16 protein-coding genes are annotated in these 17,301 nt (G+C 50.5%); 9 read left to right on the top strand and 7 right to left on the bottom strand.

What is annotated here, in order from left to right; all coding sequences use genetic code 11:
- Positions 1 to 430: 430 nt before the first annotated feature.
- Positions 431 to 1,234, bottom strand: coding sequence for an inositol-1-monophosphatase (gene suhB / locus Q9290_RS05240; RefSeq protein WP_306078578.1), 804 nt, complete (start codon positions 1,232 to 1,234; stop codon positions 431 to 433).
- Between the two features lie 164 nt (positions 1,235 to 1,398).
- Between suhB and Q9290_RS05235 the strand changes: the two genes are divergently transcribed.
- The gene (locus tag Q9290_RS05235; RefSeq protein WP_306078577.1) at positions 1,399 to 1,863 is read left to right on the top strand and encodes an acyloxyacyl hydrolase; all 465 of its coding nucleotides are present in this window, start codon (positions 1,399 to 1,401) and stop codon (positions 1,861 to 1,863) included.
- Here Q9290_RS05235 and Q9290_RS05230 read toward each other — a convergent pair.
- Positions 1,860 to 2,117 (bottom strand): YfhL family 4Fe-4S dicluster ferredoxin, encoded by a 258-nt coding sequence (locus Q9290_RS05230; RefSeq protein WP_306078576.1) that lies wholly within the window; start codon positions 2,115 to 2,117, stop codon positions 1,860 to 1,862. The two genes, Q9290_RS05235 and Q9290_RS05230, sit on opposite strands and share 4 nt — an antisense overlap.
- A gap of 357 nt (positions 2,118 to 2,474) precedes the next feature.
- Between Q9290_RS05230 and Q9290_RS05225 the strand changes: the two genes are divergently transcribed.
- Entirely contained in the window at positions 2,475 to 3,791 is a 1,317-nt protein-coding gene (locus Q9290_RS05225; RefSeq protein ID WP_306078575.1) for a site-specific integrase, read from the top strand.
- A gap of 30 nt (positions 3,792 to 3,821) precedes the next feature.
- Here the strand turns inward: Q9290_RS05225 and Q9290_RS16475 are convergent, their stop codons facing one another.
- Positions 3,822 to 4,007: a helix-turn-helix transcriptional regulator gene (locus Q9290_RS16475; protein ID WP_371930894.1), complete on the bottom strand. Its 186-nt coding sequence runs from the start codon at positions 4,005 to 4,007 to the stop codon at positions 3,822 to 3,824.
- Between the two features lie 611 nt (positions 4,008 to 4,618).
- On the opposite strand from Q9290_RS16475, the gene Q9290_RS05220 reads away from it, so the two are divergent.
- Positions 4,619 to 5,548, top strand: coding sequence for a hypothetical protein (locus Q9290_RS05220; protein WP_306078574.1), 930 nt, complete (start codon positions 4,619 to 4,621; stop codon positions 5,546 to 5,548).
- A 438-nt stretch (positions 5,549 to 5,986) separates the two neighbouring features.
- Positions 5,987 to 6,904, top strand: coding sequence for a replication initiation protein (locus Q9290_RS05215; protein ID WP_306078573.1), 918 nt, complete (start codon positions 5,987 to 5,989; stop codon positions 6,902 to 6,904).
- A gap of 40 nt (positions 6,905 to 6,944) precedes the next feature.
- Here the strand turns inward: Q9290_RS05215 and Q9290_RS05210 are convergent, their stop codons facing one another.
- From Q9290_RS05210 to rdgC, 4 genes are all read right to left on the bottom strand, one after another.
- The gene (locus tag Q9290_RS05210) at positions 6,945 to 8,966 is read right to left on the bottom strand and encodes an acyltransferase family protein (RefSeq protein WP_306078572.1); all 2,022 of its coding nucleotides are present in this window, start codon (positions 8,964 to 8,966) and stop codon (positions 6,945 to 6,947) included.
- A gap of 284 nt (positions 8,967 to 9,250) precedes the next feature.
- On the bottom strand, positions 9,251 to 10,645 hold the full coding sequence (trhP, locus tag Q9290_RS05205) for a prephenate-dependent tRNA uridine(34) hydroxylase TrhP (RefSeq protein ID WP_306078571.1): 1,395 nt from the start codon (positions 10,643 to 10,645) through the stop codon (positions 9,251 to 9,253).
- A gap of 95 nt (positions 10,646 to 10,740) precedes the next feature.
- The gene (locus tag Q9290_RS05200) at positions 10,741 to 11,151 is read right to left on the bottom strand and encodes a YgiW/YdeI family stress tolerance OB fold protein (RefSeq protein ID WP_306078570.1); all 411 of its coding nucleotides are present in this window, start codon (positions 11,149 to 11,151) and stop codon (positions 10,741 to 10,743) included.
- A gap of 213 nt (positions 11,152 to 11,364) precedes the next feature.
- Positions 11,365 to 12,273: a recombination-associated protein RdgC gene (gene rdgC, locus Q9290_RS05195; RefSeq protein ID WP_306078569.1), complete on the bottom strand. Its 909-nt coding sequence runs from the start codon at positions 12,271 to 12,273 to the stop codon at positions 11,365 to 11,367.
- Between the two features lie 175 nt (positions 12,274 to 12,448).
- Here rdgC and Q9290_RS05190 point away from each other — a divergent pair, with 175 nt between their 5' ends.
- From Q9290_RS05190 to arsB, 5 genes are all read left to right on the top strand, one after another.
- Entirely contained in the window at positions 12,449 to 12,877 is a 429-nt protein-coding gene (locus tag Q9290_RS05190) for an N-acetyltransferase (RefSeq protein WP_306078568.1), read from the top strand.
- 115 nt (positions 12,878 to 12,992) lie between these two features.
- Entirely contained in the window at positions 12,993 to 13,682 is a 690-nt protein-coding gene (gene phoB, locus Q9290_RS05185; RefSeq protein ID WP_306078567.1) for a phosphate regulon transcriptional regulator PhoB, read from the top strand.
- Between the two features lie 7 nt (positions 13,683 to 13,689).
- On the top strand, positions 13,690 to 15,003 hold the full coding sequence (gene phoR, locus Q9290_RS05180; RefSeq protein ID WP_306078566.1) for a phosphate regulon sensor histidine kinase PhoR: 1,314 nt from the start codon (positions 13,690 to 13,692) through the stop codon (positions 15,001 to 15,003).
- Positions 15,004 to 15,137: 134 nt separating this feature from the next.
- Positions 15,138 to 16,109, top strand: coding sequence for a PstS family phosphate ABC transporter substrate-binding protein (locus Q9290_RS05175; protein ID WP_306078565.1), 972 nt, complete (start codon positions 15,138 to 15,140; stop codon positions 16,107 to 16,109).
- A 159-nt stretch (positions 16,110 to 16,268) separates the two neighbouring features.
- Entirely contained in the window at positions 16,269 to 17,300 is a 1,032-nt protein-coding gene (gene arsB, locus Q9290_RS05170; protein ID WP_306078564.1) for an ACR3 family arsenite efflux transporter, read from the top strand.
- Position 17,301: the final 1 nt, after the last annotated feature.

The following is a 17,301-nucleotide window of genomic DNA, read 5'->3' as shown; positions in this document are numbered from 1 at the left end:
ATATTTACAACCTGGAGCGGCCTCATCACGCATTGAAATACAGAACGCCGGATGCGGTGCATCGGGCGTTCTGAGTGGCGAAAAGCTAGCTGAAAATGTGTAAACCTATTTCAGGACTAGACAGGAAGGAAAGGTGTGAGATGGAAGACGGACGGTGTGAGGGAAAAGGTGTGAGGGGAGTAGGAGCGCGGGCAGCTTGCTTTCAGTCACTCCGGCCTTCGCCAGAGTGACGATGTTTTGTAGGCCCGGGGTTTTAACCGGGCGAGGGGGCTTGCCGCTGTAGGCCCGGTTTAAACCGGGTGGGAGTGCTTGCCCCACTGAAGTGGGGCCTACAAGGTACGCTGCCGGTCCCCGGTTTTCAGCCCCTGATCACCAGACACAAAAAAGCCCCGCACGTTGGCGGGGCTTGAAGGCTTGCTGCTGACCGGTGTTAGTTGGCCAGGGATTCTGGCAGGTGCTCGCGAATGGTGGACAGCATCACTTTCAGTACCTTGGGATTGGCACAGACCACGTTGCCGCTGCGGTCAAAGTTATGGCCACCCACGAAGTCGGTAACGATGGCACCGGCTTCCCGGGCAATCAGGCTGCCCGCGGCGGTGTCCCAGGGCTTGAGGCCCAGTTCCCAGTAACCGTCTACCCGGCCGGCGGCCACGTAGGCCAGATCCAGGCTGGCGGCGCCGGCGCGGCGAATGTCGGCACACTGTACGAACATGTCCTTGAACATGGCCAGGTAGGCATCGGCCTGGTGCTTTTGCTTGAACGGAAAGCCGGTGGACAGCACTGTGTTGGTCAGATCCTTGGCCTTGCCGGTACGAATGCGGTAGCCGTTGAGCTGGGCACCGGAGCCGCGGCTGGCAGTGAACAGTTCGTCACGAATGGGATCGTAAATCACGGCCTGCTCGGTGCGGCCCTTCACCTTGAGGGCGATGGACACGGCAAAGTGGGGAATGCCCTTTACGAAGTTGGTGGTGCCATCAAGGGGGTCAATAATCCACTGGTAATCGGGGTTGCTGCCAGTCAGCTCACCACACTCTTCACCAATGATGGTGTGCTCGGGGTAAGACTTGCGAATGGTGTTTATTACGGCACTTTCCGCGTCAAGATCGACATTGGTAACGAAATCGTTCTGGCCTTTTTGACGAGTTTCCAGATTGTCCGGATTGACAAAACCCTTGACGATAACCTGACCGGCGTTACGCGCAGCGCGCACCGCAATATTCAGCATCGGATGCATATAAGAAGACCCACTTGATGTTAAAGAACAAAATTCGAGCGCGAATTATACCAGCGTCCACAAAGCAGGCAAGGATTAAAATGGGTGACTAAAATTTAATCAGGCTTGTAAGGAAGAGGTAGGCCGGCATGAACAAGGGACTCGGGTGGCTGTGGTTGGTTTTGATGTTGTCTTTTCCCTTGCATGCGGATCCCTCACTGGTGCTCTCGGGTGGCAAAGGCGACAGCGCAGAGCGCTACGGGCTGGGCGTGGGCTGGCAGTACGACTGGCGATCATTCGCCGGTGGGCGGCTGGATGTTGGGCTGGATGTAGACGGCAGCCGCTGGCAGCTGGGCAGTGACAACCTGACGCAGCTCAGCGTGGTGCCAAGTCTGGTATATGAGGGCAGCCAGCGCGGGCTTAAGCCCCTGGCATATGCCGGAGTAGGGCCGGCCTGGATTAACCGAAGCCGGCTCGGCTCCCGAGAGTTGTCGAGCCGCCTGCAGTTTAATTCCCGTGCCGGTCTGGGGGTGGCCATGGGGCGCCACAGTCTGGCGTTGGAAGCCTGGCATCTGTCCAACGGCGGGCTGAAAAAGCCCAACGATGGTCTCACCTCCTATGGCCTGAGCTACCGCTACCGGTTCGACTAGCTGTCCGGTGCGTGATGCAACACCACAAACTTGTCCCATAATTGCTCTTCGGTTTCCCGGTGATCCGGGTCATCGATGATGCAGTCGATCGGGCAGACACTGATGCAGGTTGGCTTGTCGTAATGCCCGACACATTCGGTGCACAGATCCGGGTCTATCTCGTAGATCTCCGGCCCGTAATAAATGGCACCGTTCGGGCATTCCGGCTCGCACATGTCGCAGTTGATGCAGTTGTCCTTAATTAGTAGTGCCATGCGCCAAAACTCTCGCTTAACTTACTGAAATACATAAACTTTTTTAGTGCCGGTATTTTGTCTGTTGACATGCTTGCCTTATCATGCGTTTTCACATTTTTTCATAGTTTATCGGCTTTTTTCTCACGAATCTTCTCATGGCTCCATACGAGGCTTGTTCTCTTTCCCCAACTTCGGCATTGTTGATTTGTCGCGAGTTTACAGACGTTTGCACGCAATCGGCTGTGAATTCTACCTCAATTTTGATGAACAAATAACCTGCTTCTGGCTTTTTAAGCTGGTCATTCGGGATGGCTTCGCTCGTCCTGTGAAAACCTGCATCTGAAAGCTAGCGGATCTCTATTATCGGAGTGTTGTATGAATTTTGAACAAGCTAGATTCCAGCTGGAACTAAAGAAAAAATTTACAGATCGAGAACTCATGAACCTGCTTGATAAAGCAATAAAGGAAAACAAATCAATCACAAAAAGTGCGGGAAAACTGAGGCTAGTGATAAAGCCTAGCGGGAGTATATATATCGCGTTCTATCGAGAATATGGACGGGTGGGAGATCTGTTTAAGGACTTTAAGACGTATGCAGAGGCTTTGGATCACGCAGCAAGGATTATGTCCAGAGATATAACTAACGTCACTGTTTATTATGTTATCGAGTCATATATAAATAGCTTGATGAAGAGGTTGAGGAAAAAAGATGAGTCTTTGCCCTTTGTTATAGATAATCTTGCTGATGGTGAAGGCTATAGAGTTAGCAGCTTTAAAACGGAGTTAGGAAGGGCTAAAACTATCAAGTTAGCTTTTGATGAGTGTCAAGTTTTCGGGAAAGTTAAAATAAGAGAGATTGTTAGTGCGTGCGAATATCTTCTTTATGAATACGTGAAGCCAACAGGCGATGTTCTATCAAGCTCATATGTAAAGCAAGTTATGGAGTGTTTAAAGCGAGTATGGGCGCATGGTGCAATGTTGTATAACGATGACATTGACTGTGCCGCTAACCTACACAAACACCCTGTTTTTAAAGACATTAAGTCTAATAAGCCATGCAAAGTATATACGGATAATAAAGGTATGGCTAAGCTCTGGATCAGAATAGCAAAGAAAACACCAATGCAAAAAAATGCTGTGAGATTTATGATCCTGACAGGAGTAAGACCAATTAATGTTAGTAATTTAAGGTGGTCTTCTGTTGGTGATAAAATGATTAAATACTATGAGGGGGATATGAAGTCCAAAAATATATTTATTATTCCAATTACGCCGGAAATACGAGAGATACTAGAAGAACAAAGAGGGGTTAACCCAGTTTATGTTTTCTCTGGAGTGAGAAACACAAATCTTCCCATGAACAAAAGATCTTTGGATAAATTATTTAAAGATAATTTTGATAATAAACATATTTACTCTCAGGGTAAAGGTATAGGTAAAAAAGGATCTGCTGGAGCTTTCCCTACGCTATGCAGAAAGCTGGTGAAAACCAATGTTATAGAGCAGCTACGTGAGTGCCGGCCCGATTATGAGAGAGTGAGTAAAATTTGCATGAATCACTCTGTGGGGGATAGTATCTCCAAGCACTATGATTTTAGTGATGTATTAGAACCGGCAATAGTAGGTTTTAATGCACATTTTAAGGTGTTATATGAGGAGATAAAGAAACTAGAGAATAGTGGATATAAATAATAAAAAAGGAGGGTTTCCCCTCCTTTCAAATCAGCAAGTACACTCTTGAATGAACATATCTAGCTGAGTTTTTTTGAATAGCACCTTGTTTTGTGAAAAACGAATCGGTTGTAGATACTTACGCTTTCGATGTAATTTTACATATCGATTAAGTGTGGGTCTACTTACACCTATATAGGATGCTGCTTCAGGAAAATTGAAAAGTGTTTTTTTCATTTGTATTATTTCTCTAAAAAATTTAATGATACCTCTTCTTAGTAGTGAAACTCTCGCTGTGTGATGTGTATTTTAAAGGTGTTCGCTAGGATGTCAACTGTTATTTTAACACGACTGTAACATCTCTTTTGGGTTGTTTTATGTGGCTCGTTCAGCTTCTTTTAATAATAAAATCTTATTTTAAATATGGTTTTTTATTTTTGAAGTTTTTTAGTATATTTATTTTATGAGTGATAAGTTAACTAAATGTATTTTCTTTAAAGATGTTGGTCGGTATATTAAATACCTAGAGCAGTTGCTATCTGATGATAATCGCTTATTGTTTAATTTTGTGTTCAGTAGAAAAAGTGATGTTAGGATTGAAAATGTCATTAGGGCACTACTCTTTCTGGAGAAAGCAAGGTATCTTGATAATGTGGAAAGTTATGATTTTGTACAAGCTGAGGAAAAGTTAAAACTTGAGCTGGTTGAATATATTGTTGCCAACTACTTAAAAAATGCTTTTTAATTTTTTGAGGGTTCTTAGGGTCTCCCTAAGCAAGTGCGGTTAACCTTCGGTTAGCCTATCTTGAATACGGGGGTGAAATATAAATATTAATTTTAATTTAAATATGAAAGGATGGACAGTAAAAACAGCAGTGACGAAAAATGGGGCTAAAGGCATAGCTGCTAGACATGTATACTTGTTTAATAAGAAACATATAAATCATGAAAAAACCGAACATATCACCAAGGTGTTTGGTGGTGATGATGCTATGGCTAATATCATTTACTACGCAGAACGCTACTCTGCAGAACAAAAGATGAGGGGGCGAGGCGGGCGGCCTCCAAGTTCATATGCAATGGAGTTCACGTTAAATTTACCAAAAAGCTATAGACCTTCAGAAAAACAGTGGCGTGGGATTGTTATTGATTGTATCAATGCATTGGCGAAATGTTGTAATGTTGGGGGCAAAGAGCTGGCTAGCAGTACGCTTGCAGTATTACATCAACAGAGCATGGAGGGTAAAGGGACAGGAGATCATATCCATTTGATTGTTGGGAAATTTACAGAGCAAGGAAAGTTTCTAAAAAACTTACAACGTAAAACAGCAACACATGTACTTAAAAATACCTTTAATAATTCAACGAAGCAAAGATGTGGATATGACTGGACTGAATATGCAAAAACTCTTGAATGTCAGAAGTACCCCAACAAAAAAAATATTCCAAGCTGGAGAGTGAAAAGTGCCAGAGACTTTAACTTGATCTATGAAAAGTTGAATCTGGTTAAATCTCTATCTGAACAGCTCGATAATAAGCTTCATAAAACCCAACTGGAAAAGAAGCTTTTGGAAAGATTGCAACGTCAGCTTATAAAATGGTTTAAAGCAAAGGAAGAAAAAGGCTCAATCCAAAAAAATAGGCAAAAAAATAGAATTTACAAAACTATGAGTGAGCTATCAAATTTAGAAGTATGTTCAGAGGTTTCTTCAATTATAGAAAAGATCAATGAATGTGTGAGTGAAAAAATATCAAGAGATAAGATTTTGTTCTTTTAGATAGGGCGTTAGCCCTTCTCAATGATTTTTTCATATTGTTTTCCTGTTGCATGCTTGTTTTTGTCCTGATTTAATTTCCTGTTTAGTTTCCTGTTCCTGATCTTGTTTAGCAGACTTGTTTCTGTAGCATGTTTCACTATCTTGTTTAGTTAACTAAAAAAATTACTGATAAGCCAAGCTTGCCTAGGGTTATTCAAAATTATAAAAATTATGTTTTATGTACAGTGCTAGCTGTTATGTATCAGATGTTTTTTTTGATCGCTGAGAGCTGTCAATTTTTGTGAAATGTTATGTTTTTGAGGGAAGTGGTTCAAGTGTAAGAAGAGATGGTGGAAGAGTGAGGGAGTAGTTTCTGCCAAGGAACGAAGTGATGATAATTTGTGTTGAAGGGTTGACTTCCTTTTTTCGAATTACTAACTTTCAGAAAAAGGAGAATCAATGAACCGTTTAGAAAATAATACTATTTCACTTTCCAATCAAATCGTAAACTTCACAAGCATGGGGATCATGGAGAGGCGTATATTATATACCGCTTTATCTCTGATTAATCCCACAAGTGAAGGCTTCTATACCGATTATATTTCATGCGCGAAAGTGCCTGACTTTGACTTTAAGTATAGGTCTGTTATTTTTTCGATAGATGATTTTTTTTCACTGTGGGGTCTTAAGTCTAAAAATAACAAAATGGAAGTTGAAAGGAGGGCTGAGCTTCTTACTGATATAAAATGTAATGTCAAATCGCTTCGTACTCAAGATTTAACTGATGGTAGTGTAAGTGATGTTAGTGCTATAGATGTTTTCGAGTGTGTGGAAGAAGCAGATTACGGCTTTATTAAAATGAAGTTCAGTTATGAGTTCTTGCCTTATCTATATAATGTGGATCTACACCCGAAGGGCTACACTACTATTCCGCTTAACTACTTGGTTGGCTTAAAAAGTGAAACCTCCTTTTATTTTATGCGTTTATTCCTCAATGAAGTATCACTGCAGAAAAGAGCAAGCCTCAAATTTAATCGGCGAATTGATACATTGTGTAAGTTGCTTGGAGTTAGTCGAGATATCAACTTCAGAGACTTTAACGCTAAAATTTTGAAAATAGCTGTAAACGAAATAAACAAAACTCAGCTTATTAATGTTGGTGTAAATACGATCAAGATGAGGTGTAGGGACACTAACAGGCCAAAAATTTACAAGCTTGAGTTTGATGTTGTTGCTGAGAGCTTCCATAAAAGGAAAGGAGAAGCTCAAGACGCAAAGGATGTTTATGAAAACAGAAATAAAGAACAGGTGGATTTTAATTGTAAAGTTGGTGATCATTTAAGTTATGATGAAGCTGAAGAAGAGTTTCCATTCTAAACTACAGGGGCAGCATAATGCTGCCCCTTTTTATATTATATTATGATTTGCTAGCCAAAGTGGCTTCACTTTTTATTTCTTTGAATACTTCTTCAAACATGGGTATCAGAAGTTGGCCACCTCGTTCGTTTAGATGATCGTCATCATAGTAAACAGGGAGTCCATTATGATCACCATAGCAATTATTATCATCACAAAGATAGGGTAAAGGATCAAGTATTTTAATTCCGCAGTTTCTAGCTGCTATATCTTGTGCATTCAGAGCCCTTTGATGTCTTTCATTATACTCTTCAATGCTTATCGAGACCCTCAAGTTCTTACTATAGTATAATGAATTTCTTCCCATGGTATTAGGTACATGAAGATTCAATTCTGGTATCGGCCTTGTCATGTATACATCATTATATTTTGAGAGTGCACATGCAGTTTCAACCAACCCAGATGTCATTTCATCATAAAATCTTTCATCTTTGGCATTGGGAGGAATGTTAATGTATTTTTGTAGCTGCTTTTCTTCTTCGTTAAGATGTAGGTCTTGAGCACCTTCAAATACAGTAGATATCCTATTTACTATGATTATTGGAATGTTCTCTTTTTCTTTTTCATTTTGTAATTTATTGAGTGCTTTTTCTAAAAAATCTGCACATTTAAAATCTTTGTTCGTTGTATGCTTTATACCTAATATTGTCGTGCAACTGCTTAACGTCCAATCCAATACACCAAGTTCCTTTGAAGGTAATGCTTTCTCAACTGAGCGTACTACAGAAGCTGCATGGCTATCACCAATTACAATGGCGCCAAGCTTTTTACCTCCATATGTACACTCTGGTACAGGGGTTGAATTTGAAACATGACACTCGCCCATTCGAGGGTTTTTATTATTTGCTTCTGCAAAAATGGCATCAATATCTGATGGCAGACGCCCCGGTACTCCATCCTGTAGCCTTACGACCAACCCGGGAAGAGCGACAGCCAGCACGACAACAGCAAAGCCAATAATACTAGGCTTAAGGCTTACCTTGTTCAAATGAAAGCGAACAGGCTTCTCTACCAGCTTGTAGGAGGCGTACCCGGTTACAAGTGTCAAGAATAGGGCAATAGCTACCGCAAACAGGTTCTGCTGCAATCCCGCATAGTTCAGCGCAACAGCAAAGGGCCAGTGCCACAGGTACAGGGAATAAGAGGTGTTGCCCAACCATTGTGCCGGAGGTGTTGCAGTCAGCTTTGATTCCTGATTGACTGAGAGCACTAAAGCAGTGCCAATCACAGGCAGCAAAGCGAGATAACCGGGCCAGACAGCCGCAGTGGTCAAGAAAAAGATAGAGTACAGCAGCAGAAGAAAACCGACAGCTTCGAGCAACTTACTCTGGATGTAAGAAAGTCTTATCCTGTCTGCCAGCAGGTAAACCAATCCACCTGCCAGCATTTCCCACGCGCGAGTGGGCAGCAGATAAAAAGCTGCGCTTGCTTTGGTTGGAGAGAGTACGATTGACAGGCCCAGTGAGAGCACGAAGCCAACGCTCATCATACTAATGATAAAGTTGCGGCCGGGGCGAAGCTTCCAAAGCAGCAGCAGTACAAGAGGCAGGATGATGTAAAACTGCCATTCAACCGATAGTGACCATGTGTGCAGTAGCCATTTTTCATGAGAAGCGGCATCGAAGTAACCAGCTTCTTTCCAGAACTTGATGTTGGAGACAAATCCCAAGGCACTGAAGATATGAAACCCCAGCGCTCTGTAGTCTGTTGCGGGTAACCAGAACCAGCCAAGAATGAGCAGAACCGTGCATAGCACCAGCAGTGCAGGAACAATCCGGCGAGCTCTGGCGAGATAAAAATTTAATAGGCTAAATCTATTACCCCCCCCCGAATGCTCTATTCCACCTATTATTATGCCGGTCATCAGGAAGCCAGAAATGACGAAGAAAATATCTACCCCGACAAACCCCCCATCGAACCCCGGTATTCCAAAGTGATAGAGAATGACGGCCACAACGGCCCATGCCCGTAGGCCATTTATGTCCCTGCGAAAGGAGGGAGGCTTAGTGCTCAAAGTTGTCATAATGCTGTTTTTGTTGTTGTTAATAGAAAGGCGGTGGATCTTACAATAAACAAGGCGTTGAGGGCAGGCACTGAAGAAAGGGAGACAGGCATAGATGGAAAGCCAAGGCGCTCGTCTGGGAACCACCTTGGCTGATCTATAGTCATAGACTATTAATTAATCATTTTTTGTAGTTAAAAACCATGAGTAAAATTCTCATGTTTTTCACAGGTTTTTCAATAAAAACTTTAAATTCAAGCGCTTAGATGTGTGTCTCGCACATGTCGCAGTTGATGCAGTTGTCTTTAATTAACAGCGCCATCAGCCTGCTTCACATGGGGGTTGCGGGTGTCCTGCTGCTCGCCGAGGTTGCGCATCAGAATGCCGTAAGTCACGTCGATGTCGGCGTCGATGGGAATATACATCACATGGCCGTTGCCCGGCGCCACTTCTACCTGCTCGCCCTTGCGGTTTTTCATTCGCTCCAGGGTGAAGGTAATGTTGCCCTTCGGCGTCATCAGCTCCAGGCTGTTGCCCACCAGAAACTTGTTTTTGACTTCCACTTCCACCCAGTCGCCGTCGCGACCGGTGATCTCGCCCACAAACTGCTGGCTGGTGGAGACCGAGTAGCCGTAGTCGTAGTTCTGGTAGTCGCCGTGGGCATGACGCTTGAGGAACCCTTCGGTATAACCGCGGTGGGCCAGGTTTTCCAGGGTGCTCATCAGGGTGGTATCGAACGGCTTGCCGGCCACGGCATCGTCGATGGCCTTGCGGTACACCTGAGCGGTGCGGGCCACGTAATAGAACGACTTGGTGCGCCCTTCAATTTTGAGAGAGTGCACCCCCATCTTAGTCAGGCGTTCCACATACTGTACCGCACGCAGATCCTTGGAATTCATGATGTAGGTCCCGTGCTCGTCTTCGTAGGCGGCCATGTATTCGCCCGGGCGGTTGCCTTCTTCCAGCAGCACCGGCTCGTCATGGGGCTTGCCGGCACCCAGGGTGGGGGTAATGTCGCTCTCTACCGGCTGCACCATGATCGGCTCCTGTTTGTGCACTATCTGGCCGGCATCATCTTCCTTGGCCTCGTGCACCTTGTACTCCCAGCGGCAGGCGTTGGTGCAGGTGCCCTGGTTGGGGTCGCGCTTGTTGATGTAGCCAGACAGCAGGCAGCGGCCGGAATAGGCCATGCACAGGGCGCCGTGTACAAACACTTCCAGCTCGATGCTGGGGCAGTGCTTGCGAATTTCTTCAATCTCTTCCAGCGACAGCTCCCGGGACAGGATCACCCGCTCAATGCCGTAGTCCTGCCAGAACTTCACTGAGGCCCAGTTGACCGCATTGGCCTGTACCGAGAGGTGAATGGGCATGTCGGGAAAGTGCTCGCGCACCAGCATGATCAGGCCCGGGTCGGACATGATGAGCGCATCCGGACCCATGTCCACCACGGGCTTCATGTCGCGCAGAAAGGTTTTCAGCTTGGCGTTATGGGGCTGAATGTTGACCACCACGTAGAACTTCTTGCCCAGGGCATGGGCTTCGTCGATACCGATTTGAAGGTTCTCGTGGTTGAATTCGTTGTTGCGCACCCGCAGGGAGTAGCGGGGCTGGCCGGCGTACACGGCGTCGGCGCCATAGGCAAAGGCGTAACGCATGTTCTTGAGAGAACCGGCAGGGGAAAGCAATTCGGGTACAAACATGGGAGTCTCGTCTGATGTCAGGTCAGCAGGCCGCCACCTGATGGCGGCCGGGGCGGGCATTTTACTCCCATGTGGCCGTGATTTCGAGTTTACCGTTATCGGTAAGCCGGGCGCACCCGCTCGACTTCCAGTTCTACCCGGCGTTTGTCCCGGTCGACTTCGGCCCAGATCAGGATTCGGCCGCGGCGGTGCCGGCGCAGGCGACGCCAGTCATCCTTGTCCATTTCAATCCTGATGGTGCCGGTACCATCGCGGAACAGAAACTCGTCGTCGTCCAGCCGGCGCACGATGCGACCGGAAAGAATAATGCGGCTGTCGTCGGCCAGGCGGCGGGCTTCGGCCACCGAGGTGATGGGCAGGCGGTCCCGGCGGTATTCCTGGCGGTATTCACCACGATAATCCGGTTCATATTCATGGCGGTGCCAGCGGCCGTTGTCATGGGCTGAAACGGGAGCTGCGGCCAGCCACAATAGCCCCAGCAGGCCGGCAAGGGATGTCTTACGCATATATGGAACTCCTGCAAATGCGATGGAGTGCCAACATAGTGTTCACTCGCGAAGGAAACCGTCGTTGCTGGCTCTGCTATTCAGAAAAGCGGGGAAAACCAGAAAGAGTGGGACAGCTTTGGTCATGAGGCCCCACGTGAGTGGGGCTGAGAGGAGTATGGAATGGTTCGCCCGGCTGAAGCCGGGCCTACAGAATCATTTACCGGCTTTGAATTAACGGCTTTCTTCACCACCCATGGCGTCAATCAGCTCGGGAATAAAGCGGGACAGCTCGCCGGTGACCAGGGCGAAGTCGGCGTCGAAACGGGCGGCGGCATCTTCGCTGGTGACATCGTCATTCTGCTCGCGCAGCTCTTCCGAGAACTTGAGCCGCTTGATGCTCATGTCGTCGCCCAGAATAAAGCTGATGGTCTCGCTCCAGTTCAGCGCCAGCTTGGTGACCAGTTTGTCGGCGTCGAGGTGGGCCTTCATTTCGTCGCTCAGCAGATCCTGCTGCTTGGCGCGGATAATGCCGCCGTGCTCCAGCGCCGAGCGCAGTTCGGCCTCGTCTTCCAGCGCGAAGCCGGCGGGGGCGGCGCCGTCTTTCAGCCAGTCGGTCAGGGTCAGCTCGGGGGGCGTGGTCATGGCCAGGGGCACCACCGGCAGGCTGCCGATGCACTTGCGCAGTAGCGCCAGCAGATCTTCGGCGCGCTTGGCGGAGCTGGCGTCCACGGCAATAAAGCCGTCGTCCGGGTTGATCCAGGCCCAGGTTTGCTGAAAGCGGCTGAAGGCACGAGGCAGCAGGCTGACAATCACCTCTTCCTTGATGGCGTCCTTTTCCTTTTTCTTCAGCGCCCGGCCCTGCTCGGCTTCAAGTGATTCCACCTTCTCAGCCACTTCATCGTTGACCACAGAGCCCGGCAGCATTTTTTCTTCTTTCTTGGCGCACAGCAAAATCTGGTTGCCGGCGCTGTGGGTCAGGGCCTGGCCCTGCTTGCCCAGGGGGGAAATCCAGCCGAATTTGGCCTGATCCTGGCTGCCACAGGGGCTGAAGGTCATGCTCTCAAGCTGTGTTTCCAGCTCTTCCAGACTGAGCTCAAAGGGGCGGGTAAAACGGTAAACTTGCAGATTCTTAAACCACATGGCGTCCTCGGTCACGAGCCGAAAAACCGGCATTGTATAGCAATCCGACTTTGTGATCAGTGGGTCATTCTCGAATCATAAAGGCGGATCCCGCTCACAGAGGTGTACAAATCCCCGCTCAAGCGTGGTCTGGCTCCATACAATGAAATAACCAACCAGTCAGGGGAGAAGGCGAATGATACGACAGGCCAGGCCGGAAGATACCGACGCCATTCTGGATGTCTGGTTGCTGGCGTCACTGCAGGCCCACGATTTTGTGCCCGCCGCCTACTGGTGGCAGCATCAGGAGCAGATGCGGGCCCGTTACCTGCCCTCGGCAGAAGTGTGGGTGTGTGAGCGGGACGGTGAGATTCAGGGTTTTGTCGCCCTGGCGGAAGACTATCTGGCGGCATTGTTTGTACGCCCGGATTGCCAGCAAAAGGGCATTGGCAAGGCATTGATGGCCACCGCCAAGCGCCGGCGCCATCATCTGTCGCTCAGGGTGTACTGTGAAAATGACATCGCCGTGAACTTTTACCGGCAAAACGGTTTTGCCATTACCGATGAAAGCGTGGATCCGGGCACCGGCCAGCCTCAGCTGTGCATGGGGTACGACACCGCCTGAATTCAGGGGTATGGTTTTCGTTTGAAACCTTTGCGTCATGTTTTCATAAAAATGTCATACTTGCTTTCAATAATGGGTCAAAGCAACAAGACCCATATCAAGAGGCAGTTGAAGAATGACACGGAAAATACTGGTGGTTGAGGACGAGGCACCCATTCGGGAGATGCTGTGTTTCGTGCTGGAGCAAAAGGGATTCGAAACCCAGGAAGCCGAAGATTACGACCAGGCTCTGGAGATGATCAAAGAGCCTTACCCGGAACTGATATTACTCGACTGGATGCTGCCCGGCGGCAGTGGCATTCAGCTTATCAAGCATCTCAAGCAGGACGAGCTCACCCGCCAGATCCCGGTGATCATGCTCACCGCCCGGGCCGAGGAAGAGGATAAAATCAAGGGGCTGGATGTGGGCGCCGACGACTACATCACCAAACCGTTTTCCCCCAAGGAGCTGACTTCCCGCCTCAAGGCAGTGCTGCGCCGGGTGGCGCCCACCTCGGTGGAAGACATTATCGAGGTGCAGGGCCTGCGCCTGGATCCCCTCAGTCACAGAGTCAGTGCCGACAGCCAGCAGCTCGACATGGGTCCCACCGAATTTAAATTGCTGCATTTCTTTATGACCCACCCGGAGCGGGTATACAGCCGCGAACAGTTGCTCAATAATGTGTGGGGCACCAATGTGTTCGTGGAAGATCGCACCGTGGATGTGCACATTCGCCGGCTGCGCAAGGCCATTTCCGATACCGGACACGACAAGCTGATACAAACGGTGCGCGGTGCCGGCTACCGTTTTTCCGTTCGCCTATGAGGCTTTCATGCAGCAACAGACTTCCAACCGGGGCAAATGGTGGCGGCTGGGCCTGTTTTATTCGGCCTTTGGTCTGCTCGGGCTGCTCGCCGGCAATCTGGCCCTGGGACTGCTTGCGGCGACCCTGATCCAGCTGTTTGTTCAATATCGTTACCAGCACAAGCTGTCGGTGTGGCTGTGGCAGGACCGCAGCCTGACACCGCCGGAAGGCAAGGGCAGCTGGGAAGGCATTTTCAACGGCATTTACCGCTTGCAGCAGCGTCAGCGTTCCCGCCGCCGGGAGCTGGGCAAGCTGGTGCGCCGTTTTCGCGAGGGGGCCGAGGCCCTGCCCGATGCCGCCGTGGTCATTCGCCGCGACGGCAGCATCATCTGGTGCAACAAGCTGGCTCAGCAACTGCTGGGCTTTCGCTGGCCCGATGACGCCGGCCAGCATATTGCCAACCTGATCCGCATGCCGGTATTCATCGCCTACATGAAGCGGGCCGACTTTCGCGAGCCGCTGGAAATGCCGTCGCCGCTCAGTGAAGAGCGGCTGCTGGAATGCCGCATCATGCCCTATACCGAAGATCAGGCGCTGCTGGTGGTGCGGGATGTGACCCGGCTGCGCAGTCTGGAGCAGGTGCGCAAGTCCTTTGTAGCCAATGTCTCCCACGAACTGCGCACGCCGCTGACGGTATTGAAGGGCTACCTCGAAATGCTGGAAGAGCCGCCGTCCGAGCAAATGTGGCGCAAAACCCAGAAGGTATTGCTGGAGCAGACCCAGCGCATGGACGCCCTGGTCAACCAGCTGATGACCCTGACCCGCTACGAAGCGGCCCCCGACTCCGACTTTACCAAGGTGGTGGACATGCCCGCCATGTTGCAGATGCTGGAGCAGGAGGCGCTGGCGCTCAGTGGTGATCGCGGCCACCGCTTCAGTTTTGAGGTTGAACCCGGCCTGCGGGTGCGGGGCGAGCCGGAGCAGTTGCGCAGCGCCGTCTCAAACCTGGTGTACAACGCCGTGCGCCACACTCCGGCGGGCAGTCACATTCACGTGGAGTGGGGGCGTCAGGGCGAATTCGGCCGCTTTGCGGTCAGCGACGACGGCGACGGCATTGCGCCAGAGCATATCGCCCGCCTGACCGAGCGCTTTTACCGGGTCGACAAGGCCCGCAGCCGTCAGACCGGTGGCTCGGGTCTGGGGCTGGCCATCGTTAAACATGCCCTTGGTCACCACGACAGCCATCTTGAGATAGAAAGCCGCGCGGGCAAGGGCAGTTGCTTCAGCTTTCGTCTGCCGTCCCGCCTGCTGGTGGATGCCGGCGTTCAGCAAAGCGCCTGAAGCCGGTAAATGACACCGCCATGACAATGAGATGGTCCTGTCATAAAAGCGTCACCTTGGCTTCATAGGATTGTCATTGCCGGCAGCAATACTGGCCGCGTCTTGAAAGACCGAACCCGAATTGGAGATTAAGGATGAAACTGAACAAACTGGCAAGTGCACTGGGACTGACCGTGGCCATGGCCGCCACCTCCGCGTTCGCGGCCGTGGACGCTTCACTGCCCGATTACCAAAAAGTCAGCGGCGTATCCGGTAACGTGTCTTCCGTCGGCTCCGACACCCTGGCCAACATGATGACCCTGTGGGCCGAGGAGTTCAAACGCCAGTATCCCAACGTCAACGTACAGATCCAGGCCGCCGGCTCATCCACTGCGCCGCCCGCCCTGACCGAAGGCACTTCCCAGTTCGGCCCCATGAGCCGCGCCATGAAGAGCAACGAAATCGAAGCCTTTGAAAAGCGCTACGGCTACAAGCCCACGCCGATCCGCGTGGCCATTGACGCCCTGGCGGTCTTCGTCCACAAGGACAACCCCATTGAAGGCCTGAGCCTGGATCAGGTGGACGCCATCTTCTCCAGCACCCTGGCCTGCGGCATGGCCGAGCAGATCACCCAGTGGGGCCAGACCGGTCTGGAAGCCGACTGGAGCAACCGCGATATTCAGCTTTACGGTCGTAACTCGGTATCCGGCACCTACGGTTACTTCAAGGATCAGGCCCTGTGCAAGGGTGACTTCAAGAACAACGTGAACGAGCAGCCCGGCTCCGCCTCCGTGGTGCAGTCCGTGTCCTCTTCCCTGAATGCCATCGGTTACTCCGGCCTGGGCTACAGCACCTCCAGCGTGCGCGCCGTGCCTCTGGCCGACGCCGGCTCCACCGACTATGTGGAAGCCAACGCCGACAACGCCATCAGCGGCGAATACCCGCTGTCCCGTTTCCTGTACGTGTACGTGAACAAGCACCCCAACAAGCCCCTGGGTCCGATGGAAACCGAATTCGTCAAGCTGATGCTGTCCAAGCAGGGCCAGCAGATTGTTGATAAAGACGGTTATGTGCCGGTGCCCGCCGCTGTGGTAGAAGCTGACCTCAAGAAGCTTGGCCTCAAGTAACGGCTGATATTCCGTCATGGTTGTTTGAGCCCCGGAACCATCCGGGGCTTTTTTTGCGGTTTACATATTTGCTTTTTCATATATTCTTTTTTTCGCATGTTATCGATGGCGGGCGAACATTTATCAGCAGTGCGCCTCGGGGAAATGAAAAGGAGCGGTATGGGACTGTTTGAGCGTTATCTTTCGGTGTGGGTCGGCCTGTGTATTGTGGCCGGCGTGGTGCTGGGCAGTCTGCTGCCCGAGGGGTTTGCCCTGGTGGCGGGGCTGGAGTTTGCCCACGTGAACCTGGTGGTGGCCCTGTGCATCTGGGTGATGATTTACCCCATGATGGTGCAGGTAGACTTTTCTGCCATTCGGGACCTGGGTAACAAGCCCCGAGGCCTGCTGCTGACCCTGGTGGTGAACTGGCTGATCAAGCCCTTTACCATGGCGGCCCTGGGCTGGCTGTTTTTTCGTGTGCTGTTTGCCGACTGGGTCGATCCTCAGTCGGCGGGAGAGTACATCGCCGGCATGATCCTGCTGGGGGTGGCGCCCTGTACTGCCATGGTGTTTGTATGGAGCCAGCTGACCCGGGGTGATCCCAACTACACCCTGGTGCAGGTCTCGGTAAACGATCTCATCATGGTGTTTGCCTTTGCTCCCATTGCCGCCTTTCTGCTGGGCGTAAGCGACATTACCGTGCCCTGGAGCACTCTGTTGTGGTCGGTGCTGCTGTACGTGGTGCTGCCACTGGTGGCCGGGGTGCTTACCCGCAAGCGGCTGGAAGGCCGGGGGGATGCCCGGCAACTAAACGCCTTTATTCAGCGTATCAAGCCGCTGTCGATGGCGGGACTGCTGGCCACCGTCGTGCTGCTGTTTGGCTTTCAGGCGCCCACCATACTGGCGCAGCCCCAGACCATAGTGCTGATCGCCATTCCGCTGATGCTGCAGACCTACGGCATTTTCGCCCTTGCCTACGGCGCCGCCAGGGTGATGAAACTGCCTCACAATATTGCCGCGCCGGCCTGCATGATCGGCACCTCCAATTTTTTTGAGCTGGCGGTGGCGGTGGCCATTTCGCTGTTTGGCCTGCATTCGGGGGCGGCACTGGCCACCGTGGTGGGCGTGCTGGTGGAGGTACCGGTGATGCTGTCGCTGGTGGCCTTCGCCAACCGTACCCGCCACTGGTTTGCCGGTAACGAATTGCGTTAAC

This window comes from Oceanimonas aquatica (assembly GCF_030732065.1).
Taxonomy (GTDB): Bacteria; Pseudomonadota; Gammaproteobacteria; order Enterobacterales; family Aeromonadaceae; genus Oceanimonas.
This window is presented reverse-complemented; position numbering and strand designations above follow the sequence as displayed.